The organism is Erwinia phyllosphaerae (genome assembly GCF_019132875.1).
Classification (GTDB): Bacteria; Pseudomonadota; Gammaproteobacteria; order Enterobacterales; family Enterobacteriaceae; genus Erwinia; species Erwinia phyllosphaerae.
Map to the genome: position 1 here is coordinate 16,668 of NZ_JAHSPF010000008.1, position 17,316 is coordinate 33,983.

18 protein-coding genes are annotated in these 17,316 nt (G+C 53.6%); 7 read left to right on the plus strand and 11 right to left on the minus strand.

Features of this window, described 5'->3' with window-relative positions; translation table 11 throughout:
* Positions 1 to 21: 21 nt before the first annotated feature.
* The 6 genes from proW to nrdH all read right to left on the minus strand — a co-directional run bounded on the left by proW (position 22) and on the right by nrdH (position 6,703).
* On the minus strand, positions 22 to 1,359 hold the full coding sequence (gene proW / locus KUE00_RS14535) for a glycine betaine/L-proline ABC transporter permease ProW (protein WP_246760614.1): 1,338 nt from the start codon (positions 1,357 to 1,359) through the stop codon (positions 22 to 24).
* Complete coding sequence (proV, locus tag KUE00_RS14540) at positions 1,356 to 2,552, minus strand: glycine betaine/L-proline ABC transporter ATP-binding protein ProV (RefSeq protein ID WP_246760615.1); 1,197 nt, start codon at positions 2,550 to 2,552, stop codon at positions 1,356 to 1,358. Before proV ends, proW begins: the two co-directional genes overlap by 4 nt.
* 383 nt (positions 2,553 to 2,935) lie before the next feature.
* Entirely contained in the window at positions 2,936 to 3,895 is a 960-nt protein-coding gene (gene nrdF / locus KUE00_RS14545; protein ID WP_246760790.1) for a class 1b ribonucleoside-diphosphate reductase subunit beta, read from the minus strand.
* A gap of 45 nt (positions 3,896 to 3,940) precedes the next feature.
* Complete coding sequence (gene nrdE / locus KUE00_RS14550) at positions 3,941 to 6,085, minus strand: class 1b ribonucleoside-diphosphate reductase subunit alpha (protein WP_246760616.1); 2,145 nt, start codon at positions 6,083 to 6,085, stop codon at positions 3,941 to 3,943.
* Positions 6,058 to 6,459 (minus strand): class Ib ribonucleoside-diphosphate reductase assembly flavoprotein NrdI, encoded by a 402-nt coding sequence (gene nrdI, locus KUE00_RS14555; RefSeq protein ID WP_246760617.1) that lies wholly within the window; start codon positions 6,457 to 6,459, stop codon positions 6,058 to 6,060. The genes nrdE and nrdI overlap by 28 nt, the downstream gene beginning before the upstream one ends.
* A gap of 4 nt (positions 6,460 to 6,463) precedes the next feature.
* Complete coding sequence (gene nrdH / locus KUE00_RS14560) at positions 6,464 to 6,703, minus strand: glutaredoxin-like protein NrdH (RefSeq protein WP_246760618.1); 240 nt, start codon at positions 6,701 to 6,703, stop codon at positions 6,464 to 6,466.
* A 383-nt stretch (positions 6,704 to 7,086) separates the two neighbouring features.
* Here nrdH and KUE00_RS14565 point away from each other — a divergent pair, with 383 nt between their 5' ends.
* Both KUE00_RS14565 and KUE00_RS14570 read left to right on the plus strand, forming a co-directional pair.
* The gene (locus KUE00_RS14565) at positions 7,087 to 7,362 is read left to right on the plus strand and encodes a type II toxin-antitoxin system HicA family toxin (RefSeq protein WP_246760619.1); all 276 of its coding nucleotides are present in this window, start codon (positions 7,087 to 7,089) and stop codon (positions 7,360 to 7,362) included.
* On the plus strand, positions 7,359 to 7,718 hold the full coding sequence (locus KUE00_RS14570) for a type II toxin-antitoxin system HicB family antitoxin (RefSeq protein WP_246760620.1): 360 nt from the start codon (positions 7,359 to 7,361) through the stop codon (positions 7,716 to 7,718). The genes KUE00_RS14565 and KUE00_RS14570 overlap by 4 nt, the downstream gene beginning before the upstream one ends.
* A gap of 119 nt (positions 7,719 to 7,837) precedes the next feature.
* Here the strand turns inward: KUE00_RS14570 and KUE00_RS14575 are convergent, their stop codons facing one another.
* Complete coding sequence (locus KUE00_RS14575; protein WP_246760621.1) at positions 7,838 to 8,161, minus strand: DUF883 family protein; 324 nt, start codon at positions 8,159 to 8,161, stop codon at positions 7,838 to 7,840.
* Positions 8,162 to 8,323: 162 nt separating this feature from the next.
* Here KUE00_RS14575 and KUE00_RS14580 point away from each other — a divergent pair, with 162 nt between their 5' ends.
* From KUE00_RS14580 to KUE00_RS14595, 4 genes are all read left to right on the plus strand, one after another.
* A complete protein-coding gene (locus KUE00_RS14580; protein ID WP_125289393.1) occupies positions 8,324 to 8,659 on the plus strand; it encodes a DUF2002 family protein in 336 nt (111 codons plus the stop codon).
* A gap of 139 nt (positions 8,660 to 8,798) precedes the next feature.
* Entirely contained in the window at positions 8,799 to 10,208 is a 1,410-nt protein-coding gene (gene mmuP / locus KUE00_RS14585; RefSeq protein ID WP_246760622.1) for an S-methylmethionine permease, read from the plus strand.
* Complete coding sequence (mmuM, locus tag KUE00_RS14590) at positions 10,195 to 11,121, plus strand: homocysteine S-methyltransferase (RefSeq protein WP_343215887.1); 927 nt, start codon at positions 10,195 to 10,197, stop codon at positions 11,119 to 11,121. Before mmuP ends, mmuM begins: the two co-directional genes overlap by 14 nt.
* 105 nt (positions 11,122 to 11,226) lie before the next feature.
* Positions 11,227 to 11,646 (plus strand): hypothetical protein, encoded by a 420-nt coding sequence (locus KUE00_RS14595; RefSeq protein WP_246760623.1) that lies wholly within the window; start codon positions 11,227 to 11,229, stop codon positions 11,644 to 11,646.
* A gap of 46 nt (positions 11,647 to 11,692) precedes the next feature.
* Here KUE00_RS14595 and KUE00_RS14600 read toward each other — a convergent pair whose 3' ends face one another.
* Entirely contained in the window at positions 11,693 to 12,559 is an 867-nt protein-coding gene (locus KUE00_RS14600) for a nucleoside-specific channel-forming protein Tsx (RefSeq protein WP_246760624.1), read from the minus strand.
* A 502-nt stretch (positions 12,560 to 13,061) separates the two neighbouring features.
* On the opposite strand from KUE00_RS14600, the gene KUE00_RS14605 reads away from it, so the two are divergent.
* Entirely contained in the window at positions 13,062 to 13,565 is a 504-nt protein-coding gene (locus KUE00_RS14605) for a DUF1543 domain-containing protein (protein ID WP_246760625.1), read from the plus strand.
* Positions 13,566 to 13,825: 260 nt separating this feature from the next.
* Here KUE00_RS14605 and pmrB read toward each other — a convergent pair whose 3' ends face one another.
* From pmrB to eptA, 3 genes are read right to left on the minus strand one after another with little or no spacing between them, the layout of a single operon-like run.
* Positions 13,826 to 14,899, minus strand: coding sequence for a two-component system sensor histidine kinase PmrB (pmrB, locus tag KUE00_RS14610; RefSeq protein WP_246760626.1), 1,074 nt, complete (start codon positions 14,897 to 14,899; stop codon positions 13,826 to 13,828).
* Positions 14,892 to 15,572: a two-component system response regulator PmrA gene (gene pmrA / locus KUE00_RS14615; protein WP_246760627.1), complete on the minus strand. Its 681-nt coding sequence runs from the start codon at positions 15,570 to 15,572 to the stop codon at positions 14,892 to 14,894. The genes pmrB and pmrA overlap by 8 nt, the downstream gene beginning before the upstream one ends.
* Entirely contained in the window at positions 15,569 to 17,209 is a 1,641-nt protein-coding gene (gene eptA, locus KUE00_RS14620) for a phosphoethanolamine transferase EptA (RefSeq protein ID WP_425523587.1), read from the minus strand. The genes pmrA and eptA overlap by 4 nt, the downstream gene beginning before the upstream one ends.
* Positions 17,210 to 17,316 lie beyond the last annotated feature (107 nt).

A 17,316-nucleotide genomic window follows, 5' to 3' on the forward strand; every position in this document is an offset into this window, starting at 1 on the left:
ATACGCCGCCAGAAAAGAGTGTTATTTGCTAAAAGGACGAGTGAGCAGGCCCAGCGGGCCACTGGCATACCAGTGACGCGAGCCACGGCTGCGGCTGTCGCGGCCAACGGACTGCGTCAGGCGGTCAAGAATGATGGCGAGTATCACAATGCCCACGCCGCCGACGGTCGCCAGCCCCATATCCAGGCGGCCAATGCCGCGCAGCACCATCTGGCCAAGACCACCAACGGCGATCATTGAGGCGATAACCACCATCGACAGGGCCAGCATCAGCGTCTGGTTAACGCCCGCCATAATGGTTGGCATTGCCAGCGGCAGCTGCACTTTAAACAACATCTGACGCGGGCTGGCACCGAAGGATTCGGCGGCCTCGGTTAAATCCGCAGGAACCTGCTTAATGCCCAGGATCGTCAGGCGCACAATGGGCGGCAGGGCAAAAATGATGGTGACCACTACGCCCGGCACGTTGCCAATGCCAAACAGCATCACGATAGGCACCAGATAGACAAAGGCGGGCGTTGTTTGCATCGCATCCAGCAACGGGCGAATAAATTTCGCCGCCTTATCGCTGCGCGCCAGCCAGATGCCCAGCGGTAATCCGATTATCATGCAGAACAGCAGGGCGGTCAGTACCAGCGCCAGCGTCACCATCGCCTGAGACCAGGCACCGATAGCGCCAATAGCCACCAGCGAAACCAGCGTGGCCAGACCCATGCCAAAGCTGGAAATCTGCCAGGCAATCAGAGCAAACAGCACGATGGCCACGGGTGCCGGCATGCCCAACAGAAAGTGCTGGAAGGCGCTAAGGATGTAGTCCACCGGCACGCGAATGCCCTGAAAAAGCGGACGAAAGTGCGTGACGATCCAGTCGATCCCACTGGTTACCCAGCTATCCAGGGGGATCAGCGTCTTGTGAAAAGGATCGAGCAGGCTAAAGTGTTCCGCTTGCGGGGCTGGCGCGCTGTTTAGCCAGTCGCCGCCGCTTGCTACAGCATCATGCGTGCTGGCCGCAGCGTCATGGCTACCGGCGGGCGTACCCCAGGCGTCCGCGCCGCTGGCACTGTCCGCAGCAGGAGCGCCGCTGGCATTGCTGGCGCTGTCCGTAGCAGGAGTGCTGGTGGCATTGCTGGCGCTGTCTGATGCAGCAGAAGCGCTGCTGGACCAGGGATCGCTGGCTGCTGCGGCATCGGACGGGCTGGTGGTTGCCTGCGCTGTATCCGTCACGTTGGCGCTGCCGTGAACAGCATCCGTTGCTGGTGCACTGGTCGTGCTTTGCGCCGCGGTGTCAGCCGCCGCGCTATTCTGTGCGGCAGGTTGAGCAGAAGCAGCCTGCCACGGGTCGATAACTTGTGTACTCATGGCTGGCTCCCCTCGCGATCTAATGCCTGTAGTAACATGCCTTTGGAAATGATGCCGACATACTGGTTATCTTCTCCGACGATGGGCACCGCACAGGGAGCCTGCGCCACATGCGACAGCAAATCGTTAAGCGAGGTGTCCGCCGGCATCGCGGCAGGCGAGGGCAGAATGGCCTGGTCCAGACCTCCGCCAGCAGCCAGCGCGGCCTTTAGCGAATCCGTGGACACCACGCCAACAAATTTCTGCTTCTCCAGCACGTAACCATATTCGCGGTCTTCGTCCTGCAACAGCTTGATAGCCGAACGCGGGCCAAAGCCCGGCGCTTTACGCATCAGGGCACTGGCGCTGCGGCGGGCGATATCTTTGGCGCTGAAGACATGGCTGATATCTACGCCGCGAAAGAAAGTGCGCACGTAATCATTGGCGGGGTTATTCAGAATTTCATCGGGCGTGCCCACCTGAATCACTTCGCCGCCCTGCATAATGGCAATGCGGTCGCCAATACGCATCGCTTCATCCAGATCGTGAGAAATAAATACGATGGTGCGTTGATGACGGGACTGTAGTTTTACCAGCTCATCCTGCATCTCGGTGCGAATTAGCGGATCAAGTGCTGAGAATGCTTCATCCATCAATAATATATCCGGATTAATCGCCAGCGCGCGGGCTAATCCAACGCGCTGGCGCATACCGCCAGATAATTCGTCCGGATAGGCATGCGCGTAATTATCCAGGCCCACCTGACGCAGCGCCTCCAGCGCTTTTTCCTGTCGCTCCTGCAAGGGGACGCCAGCTAATTCCATGCCGAAGGCGGCATTATTTAGCACCGTAAGGTGAGGCATCAAAGCAAATGACTGGAATACCATGCTGATTTTATTTCGGCGAACCTGACGCAGTTCACTGTCAGATATTTTGGCGATATCGACACCGTCAATAATAACCTGGCCGCGCGTGGGTTCTATCAGACGATTGAGAAGGCGAACCATGGTGGACTTGCCGGAACCGGAAAGGCCCATGATCACAAATATCTCGCCTTCTTCAATGGCCAGACTGGCGTTCTTTACGCCAAGAGAAAGCCCAGTTTTCTCAAGCAAAGCCTCTTTGCTGATTCCCTTTTCGATATGCTTGAAAGCGCGATCGGGATTTTCCCCAAATACTTTATATAAATTCTTTACTTCGAGTTTAATAGCCATGCACTTATTTTATTCCTGATTATCAGTTAATTTTCTTATATATCAGAACGTCCTGGTTAAATATTAGCGGCCTATACCCTAACACACTCTCAGCCTGAGGCAACCCTTTGCGCGGCGCGGGCGCTTTGTCAGTGAGACCTGAATCTCTGTAAATGCCAGAGGGGGTAAGGGATGAGCGGGAATTTCTTTGCGGGAAAAAAGAGTGATATTTCTTGCAGAAAAGAGATCCGGGCCGGGAAATTATTCGTGGAAAAGGAAGGTAAAGCGCTAAATAAAAAAGGCGTAAACAGGGAAACAGGGCGGAATAAATTTTTATTGAACGGGCGATCAATAAAAAACAGTAATACGGAGGGAGAAAGGGAAACTCTCCCTCCGCTTTAGCGCTAAAAATCCCAGTCTGCGTCTTCGGTATCCACCGCTTTACCCATGACGTAGGATGAACCGGAGCCCGAGAAAAAGTCATGGTTTTCGTCGGCATTGGGCGAAAGGGCGGCAAGAATGGCCGGATTAACATCGGTCAAATCAGCCGGGAAAAGCGCCTCGTAGCCCAGATTCATCAGCGCTTTGTTAGCGTTGTAATGCAGGAACTTGTTCACTTCTTCGCTCCAGCCTACGCCGTCATACAGGTCGGCGGTGTAGGCCAGCTCGTTCTCATACAGCGCCAGCAGCAGCTCAACGGCAAACTGCTGCAGTTCGTCACGGCGGGCCTGACTCTCTTTTTCCAGCGCTTTTTGATACTTATAGCCAATGTAATAGCCGTGAACCGCCTCATCTTTAATAATCAGGCGGATCAAATCAGCCGTATTGGTCAGCTTGCCGCGGCTTGACCAGTACATCGGCAGATAAAAGCCTGAATAAAACAGAAAGGACTCCAGAAATACGCTGGCAATTTTCTTCTTCAGCGCATCGTCGTGATGATAATGTTCCAGCACGATGTCGGCTTTTCGCTGCAGGAAAGCGTTATTTTCGCTCCACTGATAGGCCGTATCGACATCGCTGGTATGGCAAAGCGTAGAGAAAATAGAGCTGTAGGAGCGTGCATGCACCGCTTCCATAAAGCTGATATTGGACATCACCGCTTCTTCATGCGGCGTTATCGCATCCGCCATCAGCGCCGGTGCGCCGACGCTATTTTGAATAGTATCCAGCAGCGTCAGGCCGGTAAAGACGCGGATGGTAAGCTGCTGCTCCTCGTGGCTCAGGCCGTTCCAGGCCGGAATATCGTTAGACAGCGGCACCTTTTCCGGCAGCCAGAAGTTAGAGGTCAGGCGGTTCCAGACTTCCAGATCCTTTTCATCTTCAATCTGGTTCCAGTTAATGGCGTGGACGCGTTTTAGTTTCATCATGATTGTCTTCCGGGGCAAATACCTTCGCCCCTTATAGTTAAGTCAGAGCGAACAGGAGACACAGCCTTCGACTTCGGTGCCGAGCAGGGCCATCTGACGCAGACGAATGTAGTAAAGCGTTTTAATGCCTTTTTTCCAGGCGTAGATCTGCGCCTTGTTGATATCGCGCGTGGTGGCGGTATCGCGGAAAAACAGCGTCAGCGACAGCCCCTGATCGACATGGCGCGTGGCTTCGGCATAGGTATCAATAATGGCTTCTGGCCCGATATCGTAAGCATCGCGGTAAAACGCCTGGTTATCGTTATTCATAAACGGCGCGGGATAGTACACGCGGCCGGTTTTTCCCTCTTTGCGGATCTCAATCCGCGAAACGATCGGGTGAATACTTGAGGTCGCGTGGTTGATATAAGAGATAGAACCGGTCGGCGGAATCGCCTGTAAATTCTGATTATAAATACCGTGCCTGATGACCAAGTCACGTAGTTCGCGCCAGTCCTGCTGTGAGGGCAAAGCGATGCCTGCTCTGGCAAACAGCGCGGCGGCTTCGGCAGTGCGTGGCTGCCAGGGTTGATTAACATACTTATCAAAGTATTCACCGCTGGCGTAACGGGAGTCTTTAAAACCGGCAAAGGTCTCGCCACGCTCCTGAGCAATCAGATTTGAAGTGCGCAGCGCGTGATAGGTGATGGTATAGAAATAAAGGTTGGTGAAATCCAGCGCTGCTTCACAACCATACTGAATACCTTCCCGCGCCAGGTAGCCGTGCAGGTTCATCTGTCCAAGACCAATAGCGTGCGACAGCGAGTTGCCTTTTTCGACAGAAGGAACGGAACGGATCTGGCTCTGATCGGAGACCGCCGTCAGTCCGCGCACCGCGATTTCTACCGTGCGGCCAAAGTCAGGCGAATCCATGGTATGCGCAATATTCAATGAACCCAGATTACAGGAGATATCCTTGCCGATATGGCGATAGCTCAGATCGTCGTTATAGTCGGTCGGCGTATTCACCTGCAGGATTTCAGAGCAGAGGTTGCTCATATTGATACGGCCTTTAATCGGGTTGGCGCGGTTAACCGTATCCTCAAACATGATGTAGGGATAACCCGATTCGAACTGGATTTCCGCCAGCGTCTGGAAAAATTCGCGCGGATTAATGAAGGTGCGGCGGATACGCTCATCCGCCAGCATCTCTTCATAATTGTCAGTGATGCTGATATCGGCAAAGGGCACGCCGTAGATTCGCTCTACGTCATAAGGTGAAAAGAGCGCCATGGGCCGGTTCTCTTTCGCCAGCTGAAAAGTGACGTCAGGAATAACTACGCCAAGCGACAGCGTTTTAATACGAATCTTTTCGTCGGCGTTTTCGCGCTTGGTGTCCAGAAAACGCAGAATATCGGGATGATGCGCGTGCAGGTAAACGGCCCCCGCCCCCTGACGCGCCCCCAGCTGATTAGCGTAGGAAAAAGCGTCTTCCAGCATTTTCATCACCGGAATGACCCCGGAAGACTGGTTTTCAATACGCTTGATGGGCGCACCGGCTTCGCGCAGGTTTGAAAGTAGAAACGCCACGCCGCCGCCACGTTTGGAAAGCTGTAGCGCAGAGTTTACCGCGCGGCCAATCGACTCCATATTATCTTCAATGCGCAGCAAAAAGCAGGAAACCAGCTCGCCGCGCTGCTGTTTGCCGCAGTTTAAGAAGGTTGGCGTGGCGGGCTGGAAGCGGCCGGAAAGCATCTCCTCCACCAGCGCCGTCGCCAGCGGTCGGTCGCCTTTGGCCAGCGTGAGCGCCACCATACATACGCGTTCGGTGAAGCCTTCCAGATAGCGCTTGCCGTCAAAAGTCTTCAGCGTGTAGCTGGTGTAAAACTTCCATGCGCCTAAAAAAGTCTGAAAGCGGAAGCGGCGCTGATACGCCTGTTCAAACAGCTGGCTGATAAATTCAAAAGGGTAAGCGTTCAGCACCTCGGCTTCGTAATAGCCTTCGGCAACGAGGTATTGTAAGCGCTCACTAACTGAGGCGAAGGTCAGCGTATTTGGCAGGACGTGCTGCAAAAAATAGTGCCGAATCGCCTCGCGATCTTTTTCAAACTGAATATTGCCGTCAGCATCATAAAGATTGAGCATCGCATTCAGGGAGTGATAATCGGCCTCTGTCGGCGTTATAAGTGTGCTGTCTGTGCTTGCCAAAATTGGGTTACTCCCCTGGATACGTTAGCGACGTCTTCTTCTGTGCCCAACAGCTCAAAGCGATAGAGGCACGGCACGCGGCATTTTTGCGCAATAATGCTGCCGGCCAGGCAATAAGCCTCGCCGAAATTACGATTGCCTGCGGCAATGACGCCACGGATTAGCCGACGATTATCAACGTCGTTCAGAAACTGAATGACCTGCCCGGGAACCGCGCCTTTGGCCGTGCCGCCGCCATAGCTCGGTACGACCAGGATATAAGGCTCGTTAACCCGCAATTGCCCGTCCAGCGGGATGCGGCGGCACGGCAGGCCGGTGCGTAAAACAAAGCGGTGCGTGTTTTGCGACTGGCTGGAGAAATAGACCAGTGACATTCGCTCAGCCTCGCATTGCGGCTTGACTCAGGGCAGAAATCTTATCGGGACGGAAGCCGCTCCAGTGCTCCTCTTCAGCCATCACCACGGGAACCTGGCGATAGCCCAGCGCTTTTAAGGTCTCCAGCTCTGTGGGATCCTGGTCCAGATTAACCAGCTGATAATCGATGCCCTGTTTGTCCATCGCGTTTTTAGTCGCGTTGCACTGGACACAGTTATCTTTCGTGTAAATAATAATGCGCATGATTCGTATTTCCCTTTATGATCGGATGTCTGGCACGAATATTGCTGTCACCAGCTCTGTAAACGTACCGCCAGAATCGCCGCTAAAAGCTATATGTTGCGTTATTTCATTTCTATAGATACTAGATGTAGCGTTAAGCTATTGCAACCTTGCTTCCTGTAAGCGTACTTCAGCCAAACGGCACAAACCCTTGTGGCACCTGAATCTAACCTCATTAAAAAATATTTCGGTTAAATGTTGCGCATGTGCTTTCTGGCAGGACGCTGGAATGGCGATCGGTGCTCTTGCTTTGCCCACAGCAGGAAAAGAGCGACTGCATAAATTGACGTCATAACGGTGTATAACTACAATGACTGCACAAAGTGACTTCAAGGGATAAGGGAATGAAAGGATTCGTTTCATCGCTCAGGAAGAAACAAAGAAATACCCTTGAGCAGGTATTTAAAACACCTGTCTTATCAGGCATCAGATGGAGTGATATTGAAGCGTTGATTAAAGCGCTGGGTGGTGAAGTAAAAGAAGGGCGCGGATCTCGCTGCAAGTTTATTCTTAACGGCAGCATAGCCAGCTTCCATCGTCCCCATCCTTCGCCGGATACAGATAAAGGCGCAGTCGAAAACCTACGTGACTGGCTTGAAAGCACAGGAGTAAAACCATGACCAAAGCACTGCCTTTAAACACCATTACGATTGCCGGGCAACCCGCTATCGTCAGCTATGTTCCTGAGCTGAAAGCCTTCAGAGGACGCTTTTTGGGATTAACGGGTTATTGTGATTTTGTGTCGGATAACGTTCAGGGATTAACTAACGAAGGTGAGATTTCGCTGCGTGAATATATCGAGGATTGTAAATCAGCTGGAATTGAGCCCTTTGCGCAACAGGAAAAAGTGAAAACTTTTACTTTACGCTACCCTGAATCCTTTGGAGAGCGTCTGAATCAGGCTGCGGCGGAGTGTGAAACGTCTGTTAACGCCTTCATTATTGAAACGCTGAAAGAGCGAATGAAACACGCATAGTTCCGAATATAAGATATCAGGCGGGAAAATAGCTGTGGAATAGCGTAAAGATAGTTCTGTTTCAATAAGTCAAATCCCCGCCTGGGCGGGGATTAGTCGTTACGGTGTAGTCAGAAAAATCAGTCGCGGGAAGCGCTGGTGGCAATCAGTGCGCCAAGGAATACGCCGATAGCTGCGCCAATGCCTACGCCGTGCCACGGATTATCACGTACAAAAGTATCTACATGCTCGCCTGCGTCTTTAGCGACGCGGGTCACGCGATTGCCGCCGTTAAGTTTTGCGCGCGTCTCTTTCAGCAGGGTCTGTGCCTTGCTGCGAGCATCATCAATTTCTTCTTTCGATTTGCTGCCGTAAGTTTTTAACAGGCCGTCAAGGGTATCGGCCAGCAGAGTGACGTCCTGGTTAATATCAACATCTTCATTATTTGTTGTCCGGTTAAACATTTAGCTCTCTCCTGGAAATGATACGGACTATTTACTATAGACTATCAGAGAGATATTTCTTGTGATGGTCTGGGCTACACCCTGTTTCTGGACAATTCCGAAAGCCCTGCGCCCTGGCGCTAAGGTAAGGTGTCGGGGTTGGCAAGTATTAGAGGATTAAGCATGTATCTACGCCCTGATGAGGTCGCTCGCGTACTGGAAAAAGCGGGATTTGAAATGGACGCCGTTACCGCAAAAGCTTATGGCTACCGCCGTGGCGACAGCTATGTGTACGTTAACCGCGAGGCGCGTTTAGGCCGGACTGCGCTGGTGATCCATCCCACGCTAAAGGAAAAGAGCCATAGCTTTGCGGAGCCGGCAAACGAAATAAAAACCTGCGAGCACTACGTGCAGTTTCCTATGTATCTGGTTGGCGACAGCCGCGATCATTATGGTATTCCTCACGGCTTCAGTTCACGCGCGGCGCTGGAACGCTATCTGGAATCCGTGTTCGACTGACCGTTTTCCGTGCCTTTATCCGCATCGATCGCAGGCGCTGAAAAGCGCCGATTTACGCTTCCTGACGTTGCAATACCGTGGCAGACCAGGTATAACGCTTGTCCTATGTAGAAGTTTAGACGTCTATACGGATGACGGCATGCAGCAGACTCAGCAGGACAGTTCGCAACAATTTAAACGCAGTATGAAGGCTCGCCATCTGGTGATGCTTTCATTAGGCGGCGTTATCGGCACCGGTCTATTTTTTAACACCGGCTATATTATCTCCACGACCGGCGCGGCCGGTACGCTGCTGGCCTATCTGATTGGCGCGCTGGTGGTGTATCTGGTGATGCTCAGCCTGGGCGAGCTTTCCGTCGCCATGCCGGAAACCGGTGCTTTTCACGTCTATGCGGCGCGCTATCTTAGCCCCGCGACAGGCTACACCGTTGCCTGGCTTTACTGGCTAACCTGGACTGTAGCGCTCGGCTCCAGCCTGACCGCCGCCGGTTTCTGTATGCAGTACTGGTTTCCGCAGTCGCCTGTCTGGCTGTGGTGCCTGCTGTTCTGCACGCTGATCTTCCTGCTTAACGTCATCTCTTCCCGCTTCTTTGCCGAAGGGGAGTTCTGGTTCTCGCTGATTAAAGTGGTCACCATTCTGGCGTTTATCGTACTGGGCGCGGGCGCGATGTTCGGGTTTATTCCGCTGAAAGACGGCAGCAGCGCGCCGTTTTTCCATAACCTGACCGCTCACGGCTGGCTGCCGCACGGCGTACTGCCGATTCTGATGACGATGGTGGCGGTTAACTTTGCGTTTTCCGGCACGGAACTGATCGGCATTGCCGCAGGCGAAACGGAAAATCCGCATAAGGTATTGCCGCTGGCGATAAAAACCACCGTGGCGCGGCTGATTATTTTCTTTGTCGGCACCGTGCTGATCCTGGCGGCGCTGATCCCAATGGATCAGGCGGGGATCGTGAAAAGCCCGTTTGTGCTGGTGTTTGAAAAGATCGGCATTCCTTACGCGGCGGATATCTTCAACTTCGTCATTCTTACCGCCATTCTGTCGGCGGCAAACTCGGGTCTTTATGCCTCTGGCCGCATGCTCTGGTCGCTATCAAACCAGAACACGCTGCCGCGCTGCTTCGCAAAGCTGACGCGTCGCGGTATTCCGCTGACGGCAATTTCGGTAAGCATGCTGGGCGGACTGCTGGCGCTGTTTTCCAGCGTTATCGCGCCGGATACGGTATTTGTCGCGCTCTCTGCGATTTCTGGCTTTGCCGTGGTAGCCGTCTGGCTGAGCATCTGCGCGGCGCACTTCTTCTTCCGTCGTGCCCATTTGCGTTCAGGCAAGCCGCTGGCCGACCTGAAATACCGGGCGCCGTGGTTCCCGCTGACGCCGATCCTGGGCTTCGTGCTTTGCCTGCTGGCCTGTGTTGGCCTGGCTTTCGATCCGGAACAGCGTATCGCGCTCTATTGCGGACTGCCTTTTATTGCCGTTTGCTACGGTGCTTACTATTTCACTCAACTGCTGCAAAAACGCCAGGAGGTTCAACGTGTCACCGATTGATTCTGTGCAGAAACTGGTTGCTGCTGGCCTGGTGCTGGACGGCGCGATGGCAACCGAACTGGAAGCACGCGGCTGCGACCTTACCGATACGCTCTGGTCGGCAAAAGTACTGATCGAAAACCCCGAGCTGATTTACCAGGTACATTACGACTACTTTGCAGCGGGCGCGCAGGTTGCCATTACCGCCAGCTATCAGGCCACGCCGCAAGGCTTTGCGAAGCGCGGGCTGAATGAAGCCGATTCGCTGGCGCTGATTGCCATAAGCGTAGAGCTGGCCATAAAAGCGCGCGCGGATTACCTTGCCGCCGCTAAGCAAACCACGCCGCTGCTGGTCGCCGGTTCCGTCGGCCCTTATGGCGCTTATCTGGCAGACGGCAGCGAATACCGCGGCGACTATTCTTTACCGCAGGCGGAGATGATGGACTTCCATCGGCCACGCGTTCGCGCGCTGGTAGACGCGGGCGCGGATCTGCTGGCCTGCGAGACGCTGCCTTCTTTTGCCGAAATCGAGGCGCTGGTTGCTTTGCTGGCCGAATTCCCGGCTACCCCAGCCTGGTTCTCCTTTACGCTGCGCGACAGCGATCATCTGAGCGACGGGACGCCGCTGGCCGACGTGCTCGCCTTTCTGGACAACGTTCCTCAGGTTGTGGCGCTGGGCATCAACTGCATCGCGCTGGATAAGGTGACGGCGGCGCTGAAAGTGTTTTCCGCGTTAAGCGCAAAACCGCTGGTGGTCTATCCCAACTCTGGCGAGCAGTATGATGCCGCCAGCAAAAGCTGGCACAGCGACGCTTCTACCTGCACGCTGGTGGATAACCTTGCCGAATGGCAGGCGGCTGGTGCAAAACTGATCGGCGGCTGCTGCCGCACCACGCCAGCCGATATTAAAGCTATTGCCCAACGCTGCCGATAACCCTCTCAGAGCTTTACGCGATCGCGCTCGTTATCGGGCGCGATTAATAAATCTCGCCTGACTCTGCGTAAACTATTCTCAATATTTAACCTGGCAGGAAAGCTTATGAGACTCGTGTTACTGGCGCTGGCTTCGGCGTGGCTTTTGAGCGGATGTGCAACCATCGTGGGCGACAAGACCCAGGATGTGACCATCCAGAGCTGGCCGCAAGGCGCAAAATTTGTTGTTCAGGATGAAACGGGCAGGGCAGTGGCGGAAGGGTTCACCCCAAAAACCGTGACGCTGGCAAAATCTGACGGCAGCTACTTTGGCAAAAAGAAATTCCTGCTGATGCTGGAACAGCCGGGCTTTGTCCCGCAAACCATCCCGCTGAACGAGAAGGCTAACCTCTGGTATCTGCTGGGTAATATTCCGCTTGGCGGCTTCCCGGGCTGGCTGCTGGTCGATCCGTTTAACGGCGGCATGTACAACATTGAGCCGCCGCCCGCGAAGATTATTATGAATCCGATTGGCGCGCGCAGCTAAATCCGTAAGCCGCCGGCGCAGAACCGGCGGCTGAAAAGCATGGGGATTAGAAGTTGTAGCCAACCACCAGGTAGTAACCCCAGCCGGTCGATTTCACTTCAAAATCACCGCTACCGAAATTCAGCTCCTGGCCGTCAGCCCACTGGCCGCCGTTGTGGAAGTAGCGCGCCACCACCGAGTAGTGCCAGTTATCGTAAGCCAGCGACAGAATGTGGCTGGAGGCGATAGAGTTGCTGGTACGGGAAGCGTCGCTCTTGTCGCGCAGATCGGAACCCCAGTCAAAGTTGGTAAAACCAACGTAGCTCAGATTACCGCCCCACAGCGTAGTCAGCGGCACAAAGTATTTCACCTTGAAGCGATAGCCGTCCCAGCTGTTCTCGTTCGCTGCGCCATAGTTCTGCCACTGGTATTTGGCATAGACGTTCAGCGACAGGTTAACCGGGGTATGCGTATCGATATCGGTGCCCAGACCCATATACCAGGTATTCTGGCGGCTGCTGCTGTTGCGGCCCATATCGTAGATATAGTTGTTGGCGAAGTACCACTCTTTAATCGGCCCGATGCTCAGGTCGGTGTTGGTCAGCTTGTCGATAGAGAAGCGAGGCTCAATCTCCATAAACATCGGCGAACCGTGGTCAAAAATGCCGTTAGCGTTAGAGTTGCCGGTCCCGAAGAAGTTGGTCAGATCCAGATAGCCATAGAAATCGAACCAGTCTTTTTTAGCAAAGGCTTCATATTCCAAATAAACATCATTATTGAACTGCGGCCCGAAGCGAGTGTGAGTACTGCCGACGACGTTCACGCTCTGGTGCCACCAGTCGGAAACGTACTGCGGCTGTTCAGGTGCAGCAAAAGAAGCAGCGCTGTAAGAGAGAGCAACCAGAGCGCCAGCCATCAGAGATTTATATTTCATTATATTACCACATGCTTATCGACCATTTTCTGCAGCCCGCGCGATGGTCTTATCAGTCATTATCCGGAACGGAACAGGAAGGCGGTTTTCAGTACCGAAAACACCCGTATCGAATGCCGGAGCAGTGTGCCGTCATCCGCTGCTAAGGAAATAGAGATCGCTCACAGTTGTCAAACTCTGTTTCATTTCACTTTAATTAAAGTGTGATGTAGATCACACAAAGGACGGAACTTAAGCGCCGTAACCCTTGTCACCGCACAAAGGCTGTTTTTCATCCGGGGTAAACGTTTGCCTGGCCGCTCAGGGGCAAATATGTGCAAAGTGGAAGCGGAGACCCCGAAAAAAGCAGCGGGTAAAGCACGGTAGGCTATAAGTAATTCTTATGTTTTGAGCGGGAAAAGCACGGTGTCGGCTTGCGTGCATTAATACCGATATGTAAATGTTTATATATCGTTTTTAAGGCTGTACGATCGCCGTTTTTTCGACAGTTAACGGAGCCAGTATGCAGCTGTATATGTTTTATGTAGGCGGCAACGCCGGAAAATCGAATATCGAAGTACATGACATTCAGTTTGTCGCCGCCAACGAGCCGAAAGAGGCCTGGCCAGCGCTGCGTGAAGCCTGGTTCGGCGACGCGGATAAGATCCATATTGATGGCTATGCGCGAATTAACTGGGCCGATGGCTACAGCATTACGCTTGCCGATACGCCGCCGAAGGATAAAAACCGGCTCTTTTTTGTTAACGCGGGCGCTTATCATCCTTCAACGCTGGCCGAGCTGCACGCCTTCGATCTCTTTGTGGCGACAAGCGTTAAGGAAGCAAAGGCAAAAGGCCTGGCTTCGCTGCTGAACGGCGCGCTAAAGCAGCATAAAGATAATCTGACCGACGTGGACGACTGCCTGCTGCTGGATAAAGTCGGCAATCTTTACGTGCATCTTACGCCTTGTGAAAAGGGAACGCCTTTTCGTCCGGAGTGGCAGGGCTATCAGCCGATTGGCCTGTGAGTTATCGTAACCTGCTGACCTGCTGACCTGCTGACCTGCTGACCTGCTGACCTGCTGACCTGCTGACCTGCTGAAATCTATGCGGGCTGCACCGTCTTAAGGTTGCCTTAATCTTTTTCCGGGAGACTCTCCTTATCACGATAAGGAGAGAACCATGCAACAGCAGCGCGTAAGGCCAGCCAGTGAATATGCCACGGTGATATTCAGCGTTATCGTTATTCTGACTTTCCTGAAAATCTGGTTCAGCAGCTAAGTAAGGTTCAGGATGTGAATTTGATCGAAGCCCGGCAGCCGCTGGCCTGCTGTCGGTTTTCCAGAAAGAACTGCGCTTTATGTAGCTGAGCGATACGGCTGACGATGCTCAGCCCCAGTCCGATGCCGCCATAACGGCTGTCCATACGCACAAAGGCGCGGCTCAGCTCGCCGCTTTTACTCTCATCAATGCCTACTCCCTGATCTTCTACCGCCATCACCGCGCCGGAGTGATTTTCCACGCGTACGGCGATCACCGTGTTGGTCGGGCTATAGCGATGGGCATTCTCGATCAGGTTTCTTAATAAAACGCGTAACAGCGTCGCGTCGCCGCGTACCGTTGCGTCGTCCACGATGGTTATCTCCAGCTGCTGCCCGCGCTGTTGCAGCATTGATTGCATCTCCGCACTCATTGGCGCAATCACATCTTTTGCCAGCGAAACCCGCTGATAGTTACCGGCGGTAAAAGATTGCCCGACTCGCGCCAGCTGGAGCAGTTGCGCCACGCTATTGGTCATTTGATCCAGCCGCTGGATCAGTGGCTGTACGTTGATCCTGTGCTTCTTTTCCAGCAGTTCCAGGTGCAGCCGGAGCCCGGCCAGCGGCGTACGTAATTCGTGCGCTACATCGGCGGTAAACAGCCTTTCACGCTCCAGACTGGTGGTCAGTCGCGTAATCAGCTGGTTAACGGCCAGAGTAACGGCATCGATTTCCCGTACCGATCGAGGACAGTTGACCGGAGAAAGGTCATCTTCGCTACGGTTTTCCAGCTGCTTTTGCAGCTCTGACAGCGGCCGCGTGATCCATTTCACCACCTGAAAACAGAGCAGCAGCGCGAGCGTAATCATAATCAGGCTCGGCACGGCCAGGCTGGCGACCGCCTCGTGTATCTCTTTTTCCACGTGTTTTCGCTGGTCATGGTTATGCAGCGCCGCGTCTACCAGCAGCTGGATCTGCTCCTGGCTTTCATGCCATAGCCAGGCCACGCTGATCACCTGACAAAGTAACAGGATCAGGCCAACCGCCATCAGCAGGCGAAAACGCATCGTATTACCGCGATGCTGGAAAAAAGATTTAATCATCAGCGCGTTCTGTCCCGTCCTTCATCAGCGCATAGCCAAAACCGCGTACGGTACGGATCGCCGTTCGACCAATTTTGTCGCGCAGATTGTGAATATGGACCTCAAGCGTATTGGTAGAAGGCTCGGTTTCCCAGTTATAAATATCGTTATAGAGAATTTCGCGGTGCACCGGCTGGCCGGCTTTCAGCATCAGGCGCGCCAGAATGGCGTACTCTTTTGGCGTCAGCTCCAGCAGCCGGTCGGCAAGGTGTATTTGCCGATGGGTCATATCCAGCGAAAGCTGCCCAAACACCAGACGGCTGTCGCCCTGGTTAACGTCGCGGCGGATCAGCGCCCGGATACGCGCCAGCAGCTCGTCCAGCGCAAAAGGTTTAATCAGATAATCATCTGCGCCCGCATCCAGCCCGGTAATTCTGTCGCCGACCGTGTCCCGCGCCGTCAGAATCAATACGGGCTGCATTTTTTTCTGGCGGCGCAGACGCAGCAAAAGGCGCAGGCCGTCTTCATCAGGCAGGCCCAAATCCAGAATCAGTAAACTGTACAGTCCGCCCGCCAGACAGGCTTCAGCATCGCGGCTGGTGGTTACGCCATCGCAAACATAGCCTTCGCCTTCCAGCGCCATTAACAGGCCCTGCAGCAGCAGGGCATCATCTTCTACAACCAGAATTTTCACTGATTTTTACTCCGACAAGCCGTCAGGATATCGTCGCCAGGGGCATATTCATGCGTTACGGTGCCGGTCAGGCCCAGCATCGTGGAAAAAAGATTATCCTGTGACCAACTTTTTCCGCTCAGTTTGTTCATACAGCCCATATCAACCGCATGACGCTGCTGATAATCAGGCGACAGCCAGATGAGCATAGGGACATGTTTTTGCTCTTCAGGGGCAATGGCATAAGGCATGCCGTGCAGATAGACCCCGTTTTCACCCAGCGATTCCCCGTGATCGGAAAGATAAACCAGACTGGTGGTAAAACGATCCTGGTGTGATTTTAATACATTAATCGCTTTATCAACGATGTAATCGACGTAAAGCAGCGTGTTGTCATAGGTATTGACCAGCTGCTGCTGCGAACAATCCTGAATTTGATTGGTATCGCAGGTCGGCACGAACTGCCGGAAACGCGGCGGGTAACGATTGTAATAGGTCGGGCCGTGGCTGCCGATGGTGTGCAGCACGATTACGCCGTTGCCTTTCAGCTGGTTGATGTAGTCGTCCAGTCCGTGAAACAGCACGTCGTCATAGCATTCGCCGTCGATACACATACCGGGCAAATTCAGGTGCGTCATATCCTGGTGCGGTACCCGGTCGCAGGCGCCTTTACAGCCGCCGTCGTTTTCGTTCCACAGTACGCTGATGCCCGCACGCTGCACGATATCCAGCAGGCCTTCGCGATGGCTGGCCAGCACGTCGTCATAGTGCGCGCGCGGCATTCCGGAAAACATACAGGGCACCGACACTGCCGTAGAAGTGCCGCAGGAAATCGTCTGCGGGAAATAGGTAACGTTATCTTTTGCCAGCAAAGGGTTAGTCTGGCGCGAATAGCCAGAAAGCGAAAAGTCCGCCGCGCGCGAGGTTTCACCCACGATTAAAATAGTCAGGCTTTTTTTATCGCTGTTTTGCAGCTGGGCGCTTTGATGCGCATCTTCGCCCATTCTGACCAGCGGCAGATGCGTTAGCTGATTGTGTTTATACCAGGAAAGGGAAGCCACAATGCTGTTAGAAGGGCTGAGTGACTTCACCAGCTCTTTATTGTTGCGGAACAGCGAGGCGTAGTCTTTATAGAAAAACAGCGCTACCAGCAGGATCAGCAAAACGGAAACAACCATGCTGACAGCGCGCATCAGTAGGCTTTTCAGCAACGAAGCGGGTACCTTAATACGGATCCAGAACGCCAGCGCGGCGGCCAGCACGCCGGACAGCAGCAGGCTGACCACAAACTGCGGCGTCATCAACGCAAAGGATTCCGACGCGGTGGTATCCAGCATATTCACAATCATCGACCGGTCGAGGACGATATTGTAATTCCAGATAAAGTACTGCGCGGCAGCGGAAATCAGGCAAAACAGCGCGATAAGCAGCTTGTCCAGCCAGAAGAACGACGCCAGCGTCAGGACAATATTGATGACGCTGAACGCGACGATCGGCATAGAAAGAAAGACCAGCGTGCTGTGCAGATCGCTGAGCGGCATCGCGGCGATAACCTGCCGATAAAAGGCAATATTAAGAAACACAGCAATGTAAACGGAGAAGATTATCAGGAAAAAGTGCCGACTCAGCGAAGCTCTTTTTAATTTTATCAGTGACATACCAGCGTTCCGGGCAAAAAAAGATCTGCCAAGAGTGCCAGTGAAAGGTTAGGAAAACCTTAAGAAGCTAAGGTTCGACAGACGCGATAAATGCTACAACCCGTGCG